At 52.0% G+C, this 17,267-nt stretch carries 17 protein-coding genes; 14 read left to right on the plus strand and 3 right to left on the minus strand.

The genetic code is table 11. The annotated features are described in order from the left end of the window. Positions 1-95: 95 nt before the first annotated feature. From mutM to argH, 8 genes are all read left to right on the plus strand, one after another. On the plus strand, positions 96-965 hold the full coding sequence (mutM, locus tag NST96_RS08005; protein ID WP_003387967.1) for a DNA-formamidopyrimidine glycosylase: 870 nt from the start codon (positions 96-98) through the stop codon (positions 963-965). Positions 966-969: 4 nt separating this feature from the next. Further along, a complete protein-coding gene (gene coaE, locus NST96_RS08010) occupies positions 970-1,572 on the plus strand; it encodes a dephospho-CoA kinase (RefSeq protein WP_003387965.1) in 603 nt (200 codons plus the stop codon). Beyond that, on the plus strand, positions 1,569-2,132 hold the full coding sequence (locus tag NST96_RS08015; RefSeq protein WP_003387964.1) for a lytic transglycosylase domain-containing protein: 564 nt from the start codon (positions 1,569-1,571) through the stop codon (positions 2,130-2,132). The genes coaE and NST96_RS08015 overlap by 4 nt, the downstream gene beginning before the upstream one ends. 122 nt (positions 2,133-2,254) lie before the next feature. Next, entirely contained in the window at positions 2,255-3,550 is a 1,296-nt protein-coding gene (locus tag NST96_RS08020) for a hypothetical protein (RefSeq protein ID WP_003387963.1), read from the plus strand. Between the two features lie 229 nt (positions 3,551-3,779). Then, the gene (locus NST96_RS08025) at positions 3,780-4,607 is read left to right on the plus strand and encodes a transporter substrate-binding domain-containing protein (RefSeq protein ID WP_003387962.1); all 828 of its coding nucleotides are present in this window, start codon (positions 3,780-3,782) and stop codon (positions 4,605-4,607) included. A gap of 96 nt (positions 4,608-4,703) precedes the next feature. Beyond that, positions 4,704-5,363: an amino acid ABC transporter permease gene (locus NST96_RS08030; protein WP_003387961.1), complete on the plus strand. Its 660-nt coding sequence runs from the start codon at positions 4,704-4,706 to the stop codon at positions 5,361-5,363. 29 nt (positions 5,364-5,392) lie between these two features. Then, a complete protein-coding gene (locus NST96_RS08035; RefSeq protein WP_024983183.1) occupies positions 5,393-6,121 on the plus strand; it encodes an amino acid ABC transporter ATP-binding protein in 729 nt (242 codons plus the stop codon). Between the two features lie 28 nt (positions 6,122-6,149). Further along, the gene (argH, locus tag NST96_RS08040; protein ID WP_024983184.1) at positions 6,150-7,568 is read left to right on the plus strand and encodes an argininosuccinate lyase; all 1,419 of its coding nucleotides are present in this window, start codon (positions 6,150-6,152) and stop codon (positions 7,566-7,568) included. 274 nt (positions 7,569-7,842) lie between these two features. On the opposite strand, the gene NST96_RS08045 is transcribed toward argH, so the two are convergent. Further along, on the minus strand, positions 7,843-8,283 hold the full coding sequence (locus NST96_RS08045) for a VOC family protein (RefSeq protein ID WP_024983185.1): 441 nt from the start codon (positions 8,281-8,283) through the stop codon (positions 7,843-7,845). 470 nt (positions 8,284-8,753) lie between these two features. On the opposite strand from NST96_RS08045, the gene NST96_RS08050 reads away from it, so the two are divergent. From NST96_RS08050 to NST96_RS08060, 3 genes are all read left to right on the plus strand, one after another. Beyond that, the gene (locus tag NST96_RS08050; protein WP_251873633.1) at positions 8,754-9,548 is read left to right on the plus strand and encodes a transposase; all 795 of its coding nucleotides are present in this window, start codon (positions 8,754-8,756) and stop codon (positions 9,546-9,548) included. Between the two features lies 1 nt (position 9,549). Further along, a complete protein-coding gene (locus NST96_RS08055) occupies positions 9,550-10,113 on the plus strand; it encodes a transposase (protein WP_171506468.1) in 564 nt (187 codons plus the stop codon). Between the two features lie 621 nt (positions 10,114-10,734). Continuing rightward, positions 10,735-11,781 carry a glyceraldehyde-3-phosphate dehydrogenase gene (locus tag NST96_RS08060; protein WP_003387957.1) on the plus strand — a complete coding sequence of 349 codons (1,047 nt, stop codon included), beginning with the start codon at positions 10,735-10,737 and terminating at the stop codon, positions 11,779-11,781. A gap of 206 nt (positions 11,782-11,987) precedes the next feature. On the opposite strand, the gene NST96_RS08065 is transcribed toward NST96_RS08060, so the two are convergent. Continuing rightward, the gene (locus tag NST96_RS08065) at positions 11,988-13,118 is read right to left on the minus strand and encodes an HD-GYP domain-containing protein (RefSeq protein ID WP_003387956.1); all 1,131 of its coding nucleotides are present in this window, start codon (positions 13,116-13,118) and stop codon (positions 11,988-11,990) included. Positions 13,119-13,254: 136 nt separating this feature from the next. Between NST96_RS08065 and nrdR the strand changes: the two genes are divergently transcribed. The 3 genes from nrdR to dnaI all read left to right on the plus strand — a co-directional run bounded on the left by nrdR (position 13,255) and on the right by dnaI (position 16,385). Beyond that, positions 13,255-13,728 (plus strand): transcriptional regulator NrdR, encoded by a 474-nt coding sequence (gene nrdR, locus NST96_RS08070; RefSeq protein WP_024983186.1) that lies wholly within the window; start codon positions 13,255-13,257, stop codon positions 13,726-13,728. 228 nt (positions 13,729-13,956) lie between these two features. Continuing rightward, positions 13,957-15,435 (plus strand): DnaD domain protein, encoded by a 1,479-nt coding sequence (locus tag NST96_RS08075; protein WP_003387954.1) that lies wholly within the window; start codon positions 13,957-13,959, stop codon positions 15,433-15,435. An 8-nt stretch (positions 15,436-15,443) separates the two neighbouring features. Continuing rightward, complete coding sequence (gene dnaI, locus NST96_RS08080) at positions 15,444-16,385, plus strand: primosomal protein DnaI (RefSeq protein WP_003387953.1); 942 nt, start codon at positions 15,444-15,446, stop codon at positions 16,383-16,385. Here dnaI and NST96_RS08085 read toward each other — a convergent pair whose 3' ends face one another. Next, positions 16,386-16,997: a YdcF family protein gene (locus NST96_RS08085; RefSeq protein WP_051925436.1), complete on the minus strand. Its 612-nt coding sequence runs from the start codon at positions 16,995-16,997 to the stop codon at positions 16,386-16,388. Positions 16,998-17,267 lie beyond the last annotated feature (270 nt).

The raw sequence follows: 17,267 nt of genomic DNA on the forward strand, positions 1-17,267 counted from the left end.
TGCTGACACGGCAAGCCGGGTTCACTGCATAAGAGACAAGCTGTGCTTTTGCTTTGCGCAGGCATGACAAACAGACAACAGGAGGAGGGAGAGCCATGCCGGAATTGCCAGAGGTGGAGACGGTGGTGCGTACGCTGCGCCAACTCGTCTTGGGAAAAACAATCGGGAGCGTCAGCGTACTGCTGCCGCGAATCATCCGCAGACCGGACGATATGGAAGAGTTCAAAGCGATGCTCGTCGGGCAGACGATCCATGAGATCAAGCGTCGCGCCAAATTTATCCAGTTCATACTGGATCGGGACGTGCTGATCTCTCACCTGCGGATGGAGGGGCGCTACGGTCTTTACCGCTCGGATGAGCCCGTCGAAAAACATACACATGTGATCTTCCATTTTACCGATGGAACAGAGCTGCGGTATCGCGACGTCCGGCAGTTCGGGACGATGGATCTCTTTCCGCTCGGCAAGGAGACCGTAGAAGGTCCGCTTGCCAAGCTCGGTGTCGAGCCATTGGCAGAGGAGTTTACGCCAGAGGTGCTGCGCAGTCTGCTCAAGGGGCGGACAACAAAAATCAAGCCGCTTCTGCTGAACCAGGAATGTATCGTCGGTTTGGGGAATATTTATGTGGACGAGTCCCTCTTTCGGGCGCGGATACATCCCGAGCGTCCCGCCGGAAAGCTGACCGCCCAGCAGGTAGCGAAGCTGCACGAGGCGATTGTAGCCACGCTCTCCGAAGCTGTCGAGCAAGGAGGCAGTTCGGTCAAGTCTTACGTAAACGGACAAGGCGAGATGGGCATGTTCCAGCAATCGCTACTGGTTTACGGACGCAAGGGAGAGCCATGCGTAAACTGCGGTACGGAAATCATCCGCTTTGTCGTTGGCGGAAGGGGGACGCATATTTGTCCCGCTTGTCAAAAGACGGCGGTCACGCGAAAAAAAGGGGCTCAGCAGCCAAAAGGAGGGTGAGCGGATGATTCTTGGACTGACAGGAGGCATAGCCACTGGAAAAAGCACGGTTACGGCTATGCTTCGGGAGCAAGGAATACCTGTCATCGATGCGGATCAAATTGCCCGTGAAGTGGTTGAGCTGGGCAAACCGGCTTATGAAGCCATTGTTCGCCACTTCGGAAAAGAGATTTTGCTCCCAGGGGGACAGATCGATCGAAAAAAGCTGGGGGAAATTGTTTTCTCGGATGAAGCGGAGCGTCAAAAGCTGAATGCGATCGTTCACCCTGAAGTCCGCCGCGTCATGCGCGAGGAGGCGGAGGCAGCGGAGAAAAACGGCGCCAAGATTGTGTTTATGGACATTCCGCTGCTTTTTGAAAGCAAGCTGCAGCATATGGTGGACAAGATTGTCGTCGTCTACGCCCCCGCCCATCTGCAATTGGCCCGGATGATGGAACGCGACGAATTTGAGGAAGAACAGGCGCAAAAGCGTTTGCGTGCGCAATTGCCGATTGAGCAAAAACGGGCTGATGCCGACTTTGTCATCGACAATACCGGTTCACGGGAAGAGACCGAGAAACAAGTAATCCAGCTGCTGGGCCGGTTAAAGGCGGAAACGGCTCCATGAAAAGGAGCAAGCGAGCGGCAGTCTTTCTGTTTTTTTTGATGGCTGTTTTCTTCCTGATCAATTCACCGATTGTCTGGAAATGGATGTACCCGATCAAATACCAAAAGGAGATCCTGGAGGCGTCCAGCCGCTATCAGGTAGACCCGTACCTGATCTTGGCAGTGATCCGCTCCGAAAGCGGTTTTGAGACGGACAGAGTATCGAGGAAGGGCGCCATCGGACTGATGCAGGTGATGCCTGATACGGCGGAGTGGATCGCGGAACAAGCCGGTCTGGGGCCAGCGGATGAAAGGTATTTGTACGACCCGGTGACAAATATCAACATGGGCACGTGGTATCTCTCTTTTTTGGAGAAGCGGTATGAGGGAGACGTCGTGAAAGTGATCGCAGCCTACAATGCCGGACCGGGCAAGGTGAGCAGCTGGCTCATGCGGGAACAGTGGGACGGCAAGCGTGAGACGATCGAAGACATTCCGTTCGGGGAAACACGCCAGTACGTCCAGCGAGTCCTTTACTACCATGATCGATATCGGAGCATCTATACGGATCAATTGCAATAAGCCGCTCTCTTGTCAAAAGGAGAAGCGGCTTTTGCTTTTTGTCTCAAACGGAGGTTTAGCGAAATCGAGCGCGATCGATTATACTTAGTGTACTTTTACGAAACTGGGAAAGTAGGTATCGTATGCACAGGATCGGAGTCGTCGGGCCGCAGCCATCTGTGGAACGGATGATTGATATGGGCAAGGCATTTGAGAAGGACATGCGTTTTTATCCCTATCCCTACGAGAGGTTTCAAGAAACGCGCGAGCTGGTGAAGGCCAACGATCATCAGGTGGATGTATGGCTGTTCTCGGGGAAGCTGTCGTATATGATCGCCAGACAGGAGCTTGGCAGTGCGGAAAATATGGTGCATGTCCAGCATACGGAAGCGAGTCTCTACAAATGTTTTTTGATGATGGCAAAAGAACAGGGAAGATTTCTGGAGCGGGTCAGCATTGACGAGCTGGAAAAGACGCAGCTGGATTATGCGCTGCAGCAGCTGGAGATGGAGCATCGCGACGTTTACCTGAAAATTTACGACGTAGATACCAATCCGGAGGAGCTGCTCGACTTTCATTTGCAGATGTGGAGAGAAGGCAAAACGGACGGGGCCATCACCTGTTTCGAAGGGATTTACAGAGGTCTGAAAGCGGCGGGAGTGCCGGTTTACTGGTTTACCCCGACACGACTGGAGATTTTGCAAACGTTTCGGATCGTGGCCGAAAAAGTGCGGACCCTGTATTTCAAGGATACGCAGATCGGGGTCGAAATCATCGAGATCGAGCATTTTGACAGGGTCGCGGAGAAAGCGAAAAGCCCCTATCACCTGCAGCATCTGGAGCTGCGCCTGAAGGAAGCGCTGCTGCATTTGTGCGAAAAGCTCAACGGTTCGCTTTTGGAAAAAGGGAATGGACGCTACGTTGTGTTCAGCTCCCGGGGAGCGATTGAACGGGAGATTGACATTTTGCGTGAGACGATCAGGCAGTTGTCGCTCGTCTCGGAGTCGATGGTAGCGGTCGGCGTCGGATTTGGGGAGACGGTGTTTACAGCGGAAGTCAACGCTCGCCGCGCGATTGGGCAGTCAAAGGAAAAAGCCGAGCGGGGAATTGTCATCGTCCAGGAGGATGGCACCGTGATCGAAGCGGCTGGCCTGGAATCGGAGCTTGCGTATTCATACCGCATGCAGGACCAAGAGTTTCTGGAAAAGCTGAAGAAGGGAAATATCAGCGTCAGAACGTACAACAAGATCGAGGCATTGATCCGGAGAATGGGGTGGAGCGAGTTTACGACCAAGGATCTCGCACTGCACCTCCATCTGGACGAGCGGAATGCACGGAGAATTGTCGCATATTTATGCGAAGTGGACCTCGCGGAATGCATAGGCGAAGAATCAGTATCCACACGCGGAAGGCCGAGCAAAATCTATCGATTGAAATAAATGAACAAGCACCTGTCTCTTGTACCGCCCAAATAAAAAGGGCGGTTATTTTTTTCGTCATATGGAAAAAAATTCGTACATGATTTATATTTATTCAGTATTATGTTTTTTTAATCGAGGTGAAAAAAGTGTTGAAATACTCAAAGTATTCCTTATAATACTTATATCAGGGTATTTACCCTTAAATAACCCTAAAATTGATCGCTTGATGCCGGAAAGGAATGTTTCTATGAAAAAAGTACTTATCGTTCTGTTGTCTCTGCTTTTGGTCGTACTTGCCGCCGGGTGTTCTGGGGAAACTGCTGCACCGGGTCAGCAGGTCCCTTCCACCCTTGACCGGGTGAAAGAGAAAAAGAAGCTGGTCATCGGTACCGGTGTCGCCTATCTGCCGTTTGAAATGAAAGACAAGGATGGGAACTTTGTCGGTTATGACATCGACATGGGGAATGCCATCGGGAAGGCGCTGGGCGTAGAGGTAGAATTCAAGCAAATGAAATTCAGCGGGTTGATTCCGGCCCTGCAGACAGGTGACATCGATATGGCCATTGCCGCCATGACGATCCGCGGCGACCGCGCGCTGTCTGTCAGCTTCTCGGACCCTTACTATTCCACCGGACAAATCATCATGGTACCGAAAGCGGACAACGTGACAAAATCCTGGCAGGACCTCGATCAGCCAGGCAAAAAAATCGCCGTATCGCAAGGCACGACAGGAGCCCTTTTGGCTAAGCAAATTTTCAAGCAAGCCCAGGTCATGGACTTTGAAAACGTCGCTTCCGCTGCGCTGGCGCTGAATCAGGGACAAGCAGACGGGGTCGTGACAGAAGAAGTGGTGGTTCGCGAATACGAAGCGCAAAAAGACTACAGCGTCAAAGGCATCTATGACCTGATCTCTGCGGAAAATCTGGGGATTGCCGTTCAACTGAATGATTTTGCCACCTTGCAATGGCTGAATACATTCCTGGCTGCCTACAAAAACAGCCCGGAAGACAAGGCATCCATCGATAAATGGTTTAACTCCAGCGATTGGAGAAGCAATGTGGAGCAGAAGAAATAGGAGCACGGGTTTGTCCTCGCCGGGAAGAGCCGATCGTCTGGTTCTTCCCGCCTCTGTCTTATCAAGAAAAAATGTTGCAAGTGGGAGGGTGAGCATGTGAATTACCAGATGGACTGGAGCGTCATCACCGATAATTTCGACATTTTCATGGAAGGATTATTGGTTACCTTGAAAATCTCCGCGCTGTCGCTTGCGATCAGCATACCGATCGGGATCATAGCCGGTTTGTGCCGGATCTCCCGCAATCGTGTCCTCTCGTTTTTGGCGGCAAGCTATGTAGAGGTCATCCGGGGGATTCCGCTTTTGGTGCTGCTTCTGTGGATTTTCTTTGTTCTCGGCAAATTTATGAAGCTCGGCTCGTTTTGGTCGGCGGTTATCGGTCTTGCGGTGTTCTCCGGCGCCTTCGTGGCGGAAATTGTACGGGCTGGAATTCAGTCTGTGCCGCGCGGGCAGATGGAAGCGGCGCGTTCTTCGGGGATGAATTACTTTCAGGCGATGAAGCTGATCATTTTGCCGCAGGCCTTGCGAAAGGTGCTGCCGCCGCTCGCTTCCCAATTCATCATCCTGATCAAAGATTCGTCGCTTGCCTCTGTCATCGCCGTCGTCGATCTCAGTCTGGTCGGACACAATCTGGTTGCGACGACATTCCGCGTACTGGAGGTATGGACGTTTATCGCCGCGGTGTACTTCGTCATTACATTCAGCCTTTCGCAGATCATTCGTTACTTTGAGCGGAAGTACCGCGTGCTGGAATAACTTTTGACAAGGAGAAGGAGGACTGCTTCATGATTTCCATCCGGAACGTCTCCAAAAGCTACGGGCAGGTAAAGGTCCTGCACGATATTGATCTGGAGATTCCGCAGTCGCAGGTGTTTGCCCTGATCGGACCGAGCGGAGCGGGGAAAAGTACGCTGATCCGCACGATCAATGCCCTGGAGGATATCCAGGAAGGGGAAATTTTGATCGACGGCGTCTCTGTCCATGACAAAAAAACGGATATCAACAAGCTTCGTGCCAACATCGGATTCGTCTTTCAGTCGTTCAACCTGTATCCGCATTTGACAGCTCTCGAGAATGTCACGATCGCTCCGGTCAATGTGAAAAGCACGAATAAAAAGGAAGCGGAAGAAAAAGGAAAGGAACTGCTGGCTTCTCTCGGGCTGGGGGACAAATTCGCCTCCTATCCGGGTCAGTTATCCGGTGGACAGCAGCAGCGCGTGGCGATTGCCAGAGCGCTGGCGATGGACCCGAAGGTCATGCTGTTCGACGAGCCCACATCGGCGCTCGATCCGGAAATGGTCAAGGAAGTGCTGGATGCCATCCGCAAGCTGGCAGCGACGGGTATGACGATGGCCGTCGTGACCCACGAGATGGGCTTTGCCAAGGAAATATGCAATCAAATCGTCTTTATGGCGGAAGGAAAGATTGTTGAAGTGGCGGAGCCAAAGGAATTTTTCAGCAACCCGAAAACGGACCGGGCGCAAGACTTCCTGGCGAAGGTGCTCAACCACTGATCGATTGAACCAAAAGGAGAGAAGCAGGATGAAACTATGGGGCGGACGTTTTACCAAGCCGACGGACAAGCTGGTCGAGGAATTTACCGCTTCGATCGGCTTTGACCAAAAGATGGCGGCAGATGATATCCGTGGCTCGCTGGCCCATGTCAAGATGCTGGGCGCTTGCGGCATTATACCGCAGGAGGACGCTGACACGATCTCTGAAGGGCTGCGGGGCATTCTCCAGGATGTCCGGGAAGGACGGTTTGTGTTCTCCGTCGAAAACGAAGACGTCCACATGAACATTGAAAAAAGCCTGATCGAACGGATTGGTCCCGTGGGCGGCAAGCTGCATACCGGCCGATCCAGGAACGACCAGGTGGCGACAGATATTCACCTCTATCTGCGCCGTGAAACGAAACAGATCATCGCGCTGGTGACAGAGCTGCTGCAAGCCTTGACGGATTCAGCGAGGGAGCATCAGGACGTGATTATTCCCGGCTACACTCATCTGCAGCGGGCCCAGCCAGTGCTCCTGGCCCATCACCTGCTCGCGTATTTCGGCATGTTTGCCCGCGATGCGGAAAGGCTGCAGGATGCGCTCAAACGGATTGACATCCTGCCGCTGGGAGCCGGGGCATTGGCCGGCACGACGTTTCCGATCGACCGGGAGCTCGTCGCCAAAGAACTGGGCTTTGCCCGCATGTACGACAACTCGATGGATGCCGTGAGCGACCGGGATTTCGTCCTGGAATTCCTCGGAGCTTCCTCCATTTTGATGATGCACCTGTCCCGCTTCTGCGAAGAGATGGTGCTCTGGTCGTCCACCGAATTCGGCTTCGTCGAGCTGGACGACGCGTACTGCACAGGCTCCTCGATCATGCCGCAGAAGAAAAATCCCGATGTGGCCGAGCTCTTGCGCGGAAAAACCGGCAGAGTGTACGGCAATCTGTTCGGCCTTTTGACCGTGCTCAAAGGCTTGCCGCTCACCTACAACAAGGATCTGCAGGAAGACAAGGAAGGCATGTTTGACACCGTAGAGACGGTAAAAGGAGCGCTGGCCCTGTTCGCGGGGATGGTCCGCACGATGGAAGTCCGCCGGGAGCGGCTCGCGCAGGCAGTCAAGGAGGATTTCTCCAACGCGACAGACCTGGCAGACTACCTGGTGCGAAAAGGCATGCCGTTCCGCCAGGCGCACGAGGTGATCGGAAAGCTGGTCTTGTATTGCATCACCCAGGGCAAATTCCTCGCCGACCTCACACTGGAGGAGTACCAGGAGCACAGCCCGCATTTTGAGCAGGACGTGTATGCAGCCATCGACGTGAGGACAGTGGTCGACGCCCGCGACGTCTTCGGCGGCACCGGCAGCAAGCGCGTGCAAGCGGCCATCGAGCGTGCCGACAAAGCCATCTCCGAGCTAAAGGACTGGGTGGACGAGGCCATGAAAGTCGAGCCGCTGGACTAAGCGGCGAAGAATTTTGAAACAATGAAAAAGAACAATGCAAAACACGGGTCGCCTACACAGGGGCCCGTGTTTTTTTATAAGCGATAACTTTTAACTTTTAATTTTAAGCACTCGACTGAATAAAATACGAGAGCTCAAGCGGTCAGGATTGCTGGCCAAGCGGCTTCCTTGCTTGCTGACAGTATTCACTGTCAGGAAATCTCCTGCAGAGCAATGCTATCCGGCAAACTCACGATTGCCGCCTACTATAGTTCACGTTATAAACTGCTTCTGTTTAGGACAAACCTTCTCCCCGCTTCATTCTTTGAGAAATGGGGTGATCATCTTTTAGTTCCAGCAAATCCCACAGGTTCCCGTACAGATCCTTAAATACCGCAACCATTCCATATGGTTGCTCTTTGGGTTCTCTCACAAATTCGATACCTCTGGAAACCATTTTATGATAATCTCTCCAAAAATCATCTGTATGCAAGAAGAGAAAAACTCTGCCGCCTGTCTGATTTCCGACAAAGGGCTCTTGTTCAGGCTTGGATGCCCTTGCAAGCAACAACGTCGTGCCAGCCGAACCGGGGGGAGATACTACGACCCACCGCTTATCTTGCTCTGGTTGGTAGATGTCCTCTACTAATGTGAAATTCAGCTTTTTCGTATAAAACTCGATTGCCTCATCATAATCCTTCACAACGAGAGCGATATGAACGATTGACTGTACCATGTTTGGAACGCCTCCAATTATTTTGACTTGCTTCAATCACACTTGCGAGCACATCCAAATGAATATGTTGAAGTATCTATGAAAGTAATTATCACATAACATTTCCTATCCAACACCTGATCTTCCAATAAACAATAGTAGATTCTTTTTTTTTCTACGACTGACCAATTAACTAACAAGGATTTCCAAGACCTCTGTCGAAGTTAGTCATTAGCCTATTTGACGGAGGTCTTCTCATGCCTTTACCCAAGAATCGTGTCATTCCTGAAAAGAAAATATACTTTCGGCCAGAGATACAGCATTGCCCGCACTGTGGCACGAAACTCAGGCGACATCATACCGCATGGAAAAAGAATGTCATCACACTTGCCGGTGTTATCCAAGCTTGGAGTATGGCTTATGCTTGCAGCAACGCAGATTGCTCATACCCCAGAACCTATTACAAATCCGCTGAAGCTGAGCTTCTCAGCATGAAACACACTTCCTACGGTTTTGACGTGCTAGCGTTGGTTGGTCAGCTTCGGTTTAAGCAACATATGACAATCGGCGAAATTACGGAAACGTTGAATCAGCGCGGGGTAACCACGTCAGAACGCAATTCTCAGCGGTTGTACGAACGTTATCTTACCTTGCTCCGCGCTAGCGTGACGGATCACGTCAAGCAAGCACTCAAGCAAGTTGTTCAGGACCGTGGCGGTATCATGATTTCCATGGACGGTGTTCAGCCCGAGAAAGGCAATGAGACGCTCTATGTCATACGAGAAGTATTCAGCGGAACGATCCTGTCTGCACAAAATCTAAAGAGTAGCTCCGCAGAAGAACTTAAGAAACTCATCCTGCCTGTTATCGAACTGGGATTTCCCATCATCGGGATCGTTACGGATGGTCAACAATCCATCCGAATGGCCATGGAATCGTTACTGCCGGACGTGCCGTACCAATACTGCCAATACCACTATCTAAAGGACATTGCAAAGCCTGTTGTCGATTTAGACCGCAAGCTCAAGACAGGAATCAAGAAGAGCCTCCGTGGTATTCGCGAAGTCGAGAAGCGAATCGAAAACGATGCCTCTACAGAAGCAGAGGTGGCAAAAGATTACGTGGCGGCCATTCGTTCTGTGCTCCTCGAAGACGGCAATCCCCCACTCGATCTACCGGGCATACGTGTTTATGAAAATGCTAGAGCCATTCAGGCTTCCCTCGAACGATGCCTGAGTAAAAAAGGGGCCCTCTCTGCTCAAAAACCTAATCAGAATTTTCGATAAATTGGATGATTTTGAAGAGCAATATGCTACCGTGATGCGCTGGTCCAAACCGATTCACCACGTTGCCGGGATCTTGAATCCAAGCATAGATAAACGAAGTGAAACGGTTCGATTTCATATGCAGCATCTGTTAGATTGGGTTGAACAGACGTACACCAGCAAAGACGACTTGCCAATGGTTGCAAATCTGAAAAGCTACTCCCGAGGGTTTTGGAAAGGCCTGTTTACGTGTTACGACCATCCGCATGTCCCACGAACGAACAACGACCATGAGCGTTTCTTCCGCCAGACGAAGACCCGGCATCGACGGATGACGGGTCTGAGAAGTTGGAACGAATATATCCTCCGAAGTGGTGAAATGGTCGTATTTGTCGATGACGCACTTCACCAGAGTAATGTGTTAAGTAGACTTCAGTCTGTAAACTACCTTGATTTTAAAAATGAACGCCTGCGTTGGTCTGCTCGTTTGAGTGAAGCTACCAAACGCAGACGATTCCGAACGAATCCAAGTGTGTACCTGGAACAGGCCGAAAATGCTTACTGTATGTTAATTGGTCAGTCGTAGTTTTTTTTTGACTTTATCTTCTGCAATCGTGGAATCAACCGATAAGCGTCCCCAAACATAGCTGCCGTTGGCGAATCACCGCCAGCCAAATCCAGTTATTTGGGCAAACAGCAAACCACCATGATTCGCTCTCAAAAAAAGACGGCCAAAGAAAAAAGCTGTAGAGATGAAAAAGGGAGAAAACAGCGAAGGTCTTTGGGACACGACCCAGGCCGACTTCCAAAAGCGAAACACGTTTTTAGCGTCCAACCTCTGAGTTGCCCCCTGAATATACTGCTTTTGGACGCGGTTTCGCTTTTGGAAGCCGGCCGGACAGAGTAGCTTCCATGCAGTGTCCCACCGAACCTTGAGCCGTTTTCTCCCTTTTTCATCTCCTCCACTAAAGCCCCTCAATGAGTTTTTATAGGCCTCTCCAAATAGCCAAAAGCAGGCAAAAATCAGGCCGAAGAGAGGCCCGAAACCAGGGAACGTCAGGACAAATCAGCGGAAATTCAGGACAATCGCATCAGGCAAATCGTCCAAATATTTATTTTTCAGTAAAACACATTGATAATTGTGTCATACTTATTATAATAAGAGTAACGGATAAGTGTAACTCAATAAGGGAAGGGGTTTCTAAATATGACTATCAAAATAGGTATTAATGGTTTCGGCCGAATTGGGCGCATGGTATTTCGCCGCGCCGTTCAGGACCCCAACATCGAAATCGTCGCTATCAACGCAAGCTATCCGCCCGAAACACTCGCACACCTGTTGAAATACGACACCATTCATGGACGGTTTAACCATAAAGTGGAAGTACAAGACAACAAAATCATCGTAGACGGAAAACCGACCGTTGTCCTTTCTGACCGCGATCCGCTCAAGCTGCCTTGGGGAGAGCTCGGCGTGGAAATCGTGGTGGAAGCAACCGGAAAGTTCAAGGACCGCGAAGGGGCAGGCAAGCATCTTGCGAGCGGTGCGAAAAAAGTAGTGATCACAGCTCCCGCCAAAGAAGAAGACGCAACCATCGTTATGGGGGTCAACCACGATATTTACGATCATGAGAAGCACCACATCGTCTCCAACGCATCCTGCACGACCAACTGTCTGGCACCGGTTGCCAAGGTGCTGCATGAGGCATTTGGCATCGAGCAGGGCCTGATGACGACGGTACACTCCATCACCAACGACCAGGTAAACATCGACAATCCGCATAAAGACTTGCGCCGGGCTCGTGCAGCTGGCGAATCGATCATCCCTACAACGACTGGTGCAGCTCGTGCCGTAGGAAAAGTATTGCCAGAATTGAATGGCAAGCTGAACGGTTTTGCATTGCGCGTACCGACGCCAAACGTTTCCGTGGTCGATCTGGTGATCAATACCAAAAAGCAAGTCACTGTAGAGGAAGTAAACCGCGTGTTGCGTGAGGCGGCGGACGGCAGCATGAAGGGGTACATCGAATTTTGCGATGAGCCGCTCGTGTCCAGCGACTTCAACGGCAATGACCACTCTTCTATTATCGACGGTCTTTCCACTCTCGTAATGGGTACCAACCAAGTCAAAGTAATCGCCTGGTATGACAACGAGTGGGGCTACTCCTGCCGCGTAGTCGATTTGGTTCGCCACGTCTCCGAAGACCACAATCAGGCTCGCCAAGAGGCAAAGGCAGCAGTCGCAGCGAAGTAATGCAGAAGCTTAGAGAATGGAAACACAGAATCAATGAGCGGAATGAAACAATAAATTGCGAAAACCCCCAACTGCTTGGGGGTTTTTTGTGTACCATACTTACGCTCCCGTTACAAAAGCCACGCACAAAAAAGACGCAGATACAATTTCTGCGTCCTGTCTTCGAAATCACAACTCCTGGCAGAGGGAATTCCCAAGTAATGGAATTACGTCGTCTTGCTCTCCGACAATCCTCCGAGGGAGAAGAGCTGATCGTCCTCAAATCCGACGATAAACAGCTTGATATTCGTCTTCAGATCCAGATCATAGCTTGCCCGCACGTCATTCCCGCGCCCGTCCTTCAGGATTCGGACGGTCGGACGATGGCAGTACTCCGGATCGACGCGGCAGACGACGCCTACCTCGCCCGTGTTGAGCACCACGCTGCTTCCGATCGGAAAAATCGCGATGTGGCTGCGGAAGGCATTGATCAGCCGATGTTCAAACAAATGGCCGCCTGAGCCGAGGAGATATTCGAGAGCATCCTGCGGCATGTAGCGCTTGCGCCATGGACGCGGAGAAGTAAGCGAGTCGTAAATATCGCAAATGCCAACAATTTGTGCATATTCGTGAATATTCTTACCCTTTAGGCCCTGTGGATATCCGCTGCCGTCCAGCCGTTCGTGGTGCTGCAGGCAGACGTGCGCAGAGAGAAGTGAAATATCGTGCTGTTTGCGCAATATATTGAATCCCAGAATGCAGTGCTGTTTGGCAGCTTCCATTTCTTCCTGATTCCAGCGCTCGGTCTTTTTCAGCATCTCGGCGGGCAATTCCACCTTGCCAATATCGTGCAGCATTGCCCCAATCCCGAGCTCCATCAACTGGTTGCGATTGTAGCCAAGCGACATTCCCACGGCGGTAGACAGCACCGCGACATTGACGGAATGATGGTACAGAGATGGGGAGTGAGTAGATATATTGGCCAGATGCATGACGATTTGTCTGTTTTGCATCAGGTCGTCCAAGATGGAGCCGAATGCTTGTTGAAAGTGCAGCCCCATTTCCTTGAGCGAAATTTTGCGGGCCAATTTATTGGAATTGGTGATCTGTTTGACGGTTTTCTCAATGGTTTCGACAGCAACCTGACGGGTCTCCGGACGAATGACATCCTCCACCACAATATCGGCCGTGCGCGGATCGTCTATGTACAGAGAGTCAATACCGGATCGCTGCAATCCCTGGATCAGGCGATCGGTAAGCGTCATTCCAACGCCGAGCAAAACCTTGCCGTCTTCCGTAAAGATCGTGCGTCCCACTTTCATCCCGGGTTGCACATGTCTGATTGAAACTAATCTCATACGAATCCCTCCAGCTTGTACCATTATTGTACTCCAATAGTCAGGTGCATGAAATAGGTAGAAGGATTGACTTGACTTTGGCTGTCAAATTGAGGGACACTATTAAAAGTATTGACAGTATTGGAGTTGATTTCGGATGCGATGTCCGTTTTGCGAGTATAACGGGACTAGAGTCCTAGATTCCCGCCCTTTTAACAATAACAAGTCAATCCGACGTCGACGCGAATGTGAAGAATGCGAGCGCCGTTTCACCACGTTTGAAGTGGTCGAGGAAACGCCGCTGCTGATCATTAAAAAGGATGGAACACGAGAAGAGTTTAGCCGGGAGAAGGTACTGCGCGGGTTGGTCCGGGCATGCGAGAAACGGCCTGTCACGCTCGAAGTCTTGGAAAATGTGGTAAATGAGATTGAAAGAGAGCTCCGCAGCTGCGGTCAAGCCGAAATACCAAGCAAGGATGTCGGGGAGAAGGTCATGGAGCGTTTGTACCATGTGGATGAAGTGGCATATGTCCGCTTCGCCTCGGTCTACCGCCAGTTCAAAGACATCAATGTTTTCATGAAAGAACTGGAGGAGCTGCTGTCCCAGGCTCGCGGCAACACGGAATCATAAAAAGCCACTGCGGTCACCATAAATTTTTCTGGGTACTTAGTCTCAGGCGACAGGCGCTTCAGCCTCCGCCTTTTTTGGCATACAGACGAAAGGCAGCCCATATTCGACGGACCGAGACGGCATGCTTTGCAGCCGCTTTGGCTCCCGGCTTCCAGTCACTCTCGTATCTAACACCAGTCAGACATGCTATAATAGGAGAACCAGAATGGACAGGAAGGAACAAGATACATGCGCCGTCTCGTTTGGAACGAACTGATGCCCAAAGATCGTTGCGTGGTCCGAATGATGAGACCTCTCAGCTTCGCCGAGCTGGGCTACGTCACGCAGCTATATTTGCCGATCATCGGTTCAGATTCGTTTTCCCTCTATCAACTGCTCGTTCACGAGGTGCAGGAGGTAAGCGGGGCCGCAGCTGAAAGCACACACCGCAATCTGATGCTGATGAGCGGACTTACACTGGATCGACTGCTCTTGGCCCGTGAGCGGCTGGAAGCACTCGGCCTCGTCACAGTCCGGCGCAGGGAAAACCTGCAGCGAGACTACTTTTACGAGTACATGGTGAAGCCTCCGCTGACACCGAATGAATTTTTTGCGGATTACGTATTGTCGCTCATGTTGTTAAACAAGATTGAAAATATTCGTTACCAGCAGCTCAGACAAAAATATGCGGATCACTTGGGAGCGGCTTTGGATCAGGAATATACGATCACCGAAGATGTGACCAAGGATTTTCACGAAGTGTTTCAATCATTGAAAGCTTCCGAGCTGGAAGTGCATCGGGGCTCGGAGCGGGAGCAGTTCCTCTCGGAGATGGAAAAGAGCTATCCTCCCGCACCGATGCAGGCCGGGTTTGAGCCTGCCGTGGACCATCCGCTCAGCCTGTCTTCGCTGCGTCACTACCTTCCGGACAACGCCAAGTCCGACAAGGTGTTTTCCAAAGAAGGCGTCGAGGTTCTGTACAGGCTGCAACATTTCTACCAGTTGGACAGTTGGGGACTGGGCCAGGAGCTCAGAGACTGGACGCTGTACAAGCCGGACGGCTCGCTGGACAGCGAGGTGCTCCGCAAACGGCTGATTCAACGCTATACCGACGACAAGCTCGTGCGGATAGCGCCGAGCGCGGTTCCCGGTGAAGAGGAATGGGGGCCGGGCCAGCTTCCTCAGCCAGGCAGCGAAATGTTCGTCCGGGTCTGCCGCCAGCTCTCTCCGCTGACGCTGCTTGAAAAGGTCGTCGGAGGCCGCGTGAGCAAAGTATTTCTGGAGCGGGCGGAGAGCCTGCTGTTCAACGACGGGATGACGGTCGAGGTGGTCAATGCGCTGCTGCTCCATACGCTCAGCAGCATGCAGATGGAGCTGCCAAAGGCTTACATGGAGACAATCCGCGACAGCTGGAAGGCAAAGCGGATTACGACAGTGGACGAAGCCGTCCGCCAGATACTGGAGCGGGCCGACCAAAAGGCTCAGCATGCGGAGAAAACAAGACAAACAAAAACGGGCAAGGATACACCGGTCCGCCGAAATGGCCGCGCCGTTTTGCAGGACAAGCTGCCTGCCTCGGTAGAATGGCAGCTTTCCCAGGAGCAGCAGCGGGAACAAAGCGATCAGGAGACGCCACAAGCAAAGCCGGAGCGGGTCAAGACGATCGAGGATGATCCGGAACTGAAAAAGATGCTCGAATCCCTCAGGAAGCGGCAGAGAGGAGTGTAAAAAGGCAGATGGAATCAATCGGAGAATTTATGCAAGAGCTGGCCAAACGGACGCCTCGGCAGCTACTGACGCCTGACCAGCAGCTGGACAAAATGTTCCGTTCATCCGGGTACCTCCAGGCGTTTCAGCAGGCACATCCCGAGCTTGGCCGCGATGACTATCTCAAAGCGCTCTCCAGCGTCTATACAGCCGTAAAGGAGCAATACTGGTGCGAGCGCTGTCCAGGATTGGAGAAATGCCCGAACCTGGTCAAGGGACACAGGAGCAAACTCGAAGTGACTCAAGGTTCCATCGTCAGTCCGATTACGCCTTGTGAAAAGCAGCAAGTGTACGAGGAAGACCAGCGCCGCCGCCGGCTGATGCGCAGCTACTATATTTCCGAAGAGACGATGCAGGCCAGCTTTGAAAAACTGGAGCTGGATGCGGAGAATCGGGCCGCTGTCGCAGCGGGGATTTTATTCAGCGAGCGGGCAGGAACAGGGGAAAAGCTGAAAGGCTTGTACCTGCACGGACCGTTTGGAGTCGGAAAAAGCTACCTGATGGGGGCGATTGCCCGCGAGCTTTCCGAACGGAACGTGCCTTCGCTGATGGTCTATGTGCCGGATTTCATCCGGGAGATGAAAGACTCGCTGGCTGACCATTCCCATTCGGCGAAGCTGGAGGTCTTGAAGGAAGTGCCCGTGCTCATCCTCGATGACATCGGGGCGGAAAACCTGACGCCATGGGTGAGAGACGAGATTATCGGCGTCATCTTGAACCATCGCGTCAACAATCACCTGCCTACCTTGTTTACTTCCAACTACTCGCTGGAAGAGCTGGAGGAGCACATGTCCATCTCCAACGGCAACCGGATCGAACGAACAAAGGCGGCTCGCGTCATGGAGCGAATCCGCCATTATGTCGATGTATATCCGATTATGCGAAAAAACCAGCGGATCGAAGGAAAATAGTCAAAACGGATGAGAGAGGTGCCATTTGGTGAGAGCCAGCACCTCTCTTGCTTTATGGTAAGGGCCGTACAGGACGTGGGATTTCACTCCGACGGGCGAAGCGTCTATTTCCATCGACTCGGCCATGTCGACCGCTCGCGCCAGGTGGTAATCGTGACTGACCACGAGAGCTTGCGACAGCCCGTGCTGCTGCATGATTTCCTTGCTGAAAAGCAGGTTTTCGTAGGTGTCCCGGGCTTGATGCTCCATGAAGATCCGATCCTCGGGCACCCCCTGTTCAACCAGATAGTTCCGCATGACGGCAGCTTCCGTGGACGTTTTCCCTTCGCCAAGCCCCCCCGTAACCAAGAGGTATGGTACATACCCCTCCCGATAAAGCTCCAGCGCCTGGTCCAGCCGCTCCCGCAGTCCCGGACTCGGACGGTCACCCCAGACGCCAGCACCGAGAACGATCGCCACATCCGCCTTACGCGGCACAGCCTCCTGAATCGTGCGCTCGATTTTCCACAAAAGATATCCGGACCAGCAGCCCAAGATCACGATACAGGCAGCGAGGATTCGAAATATTCGCTGCTTTCGGCTCTTGCTGGGCTTTATGCGGGATGGATTCATTCGAACTGACCTTCCATCGTTATTTCCTGTTTGTACATTCATTTTTCCTCAAGCTCCTGTATCAATTATGTAGAATCGGCTGGACCAAAAGAATCGTCCGAACCAATGATAAATGCCCAGCCCGCCCCGACGGCTGCTTTTTTTGCGGAAAAGGGTGCCTCCTGCGGACGCGGTACACGTTCGGTACTTCGGCACACGCTCGGAGCTGTATGGCTGCAGTCGGACCACAAGACACGTCATGGATTTGGTCGAGCAGCTTTTCAAGTATTA

Origin of the sequence: Brevibacillus sp. FSL K6-2834, from assembly GCF_038592925.1 — a bacterium.
GTDB classification, from domain to species: Bacteria; Bacillota; Bacilli; order Brevibacillales; family Brevibacillaceae; genus Brevibacillus; species Brevibacillus borstelensis.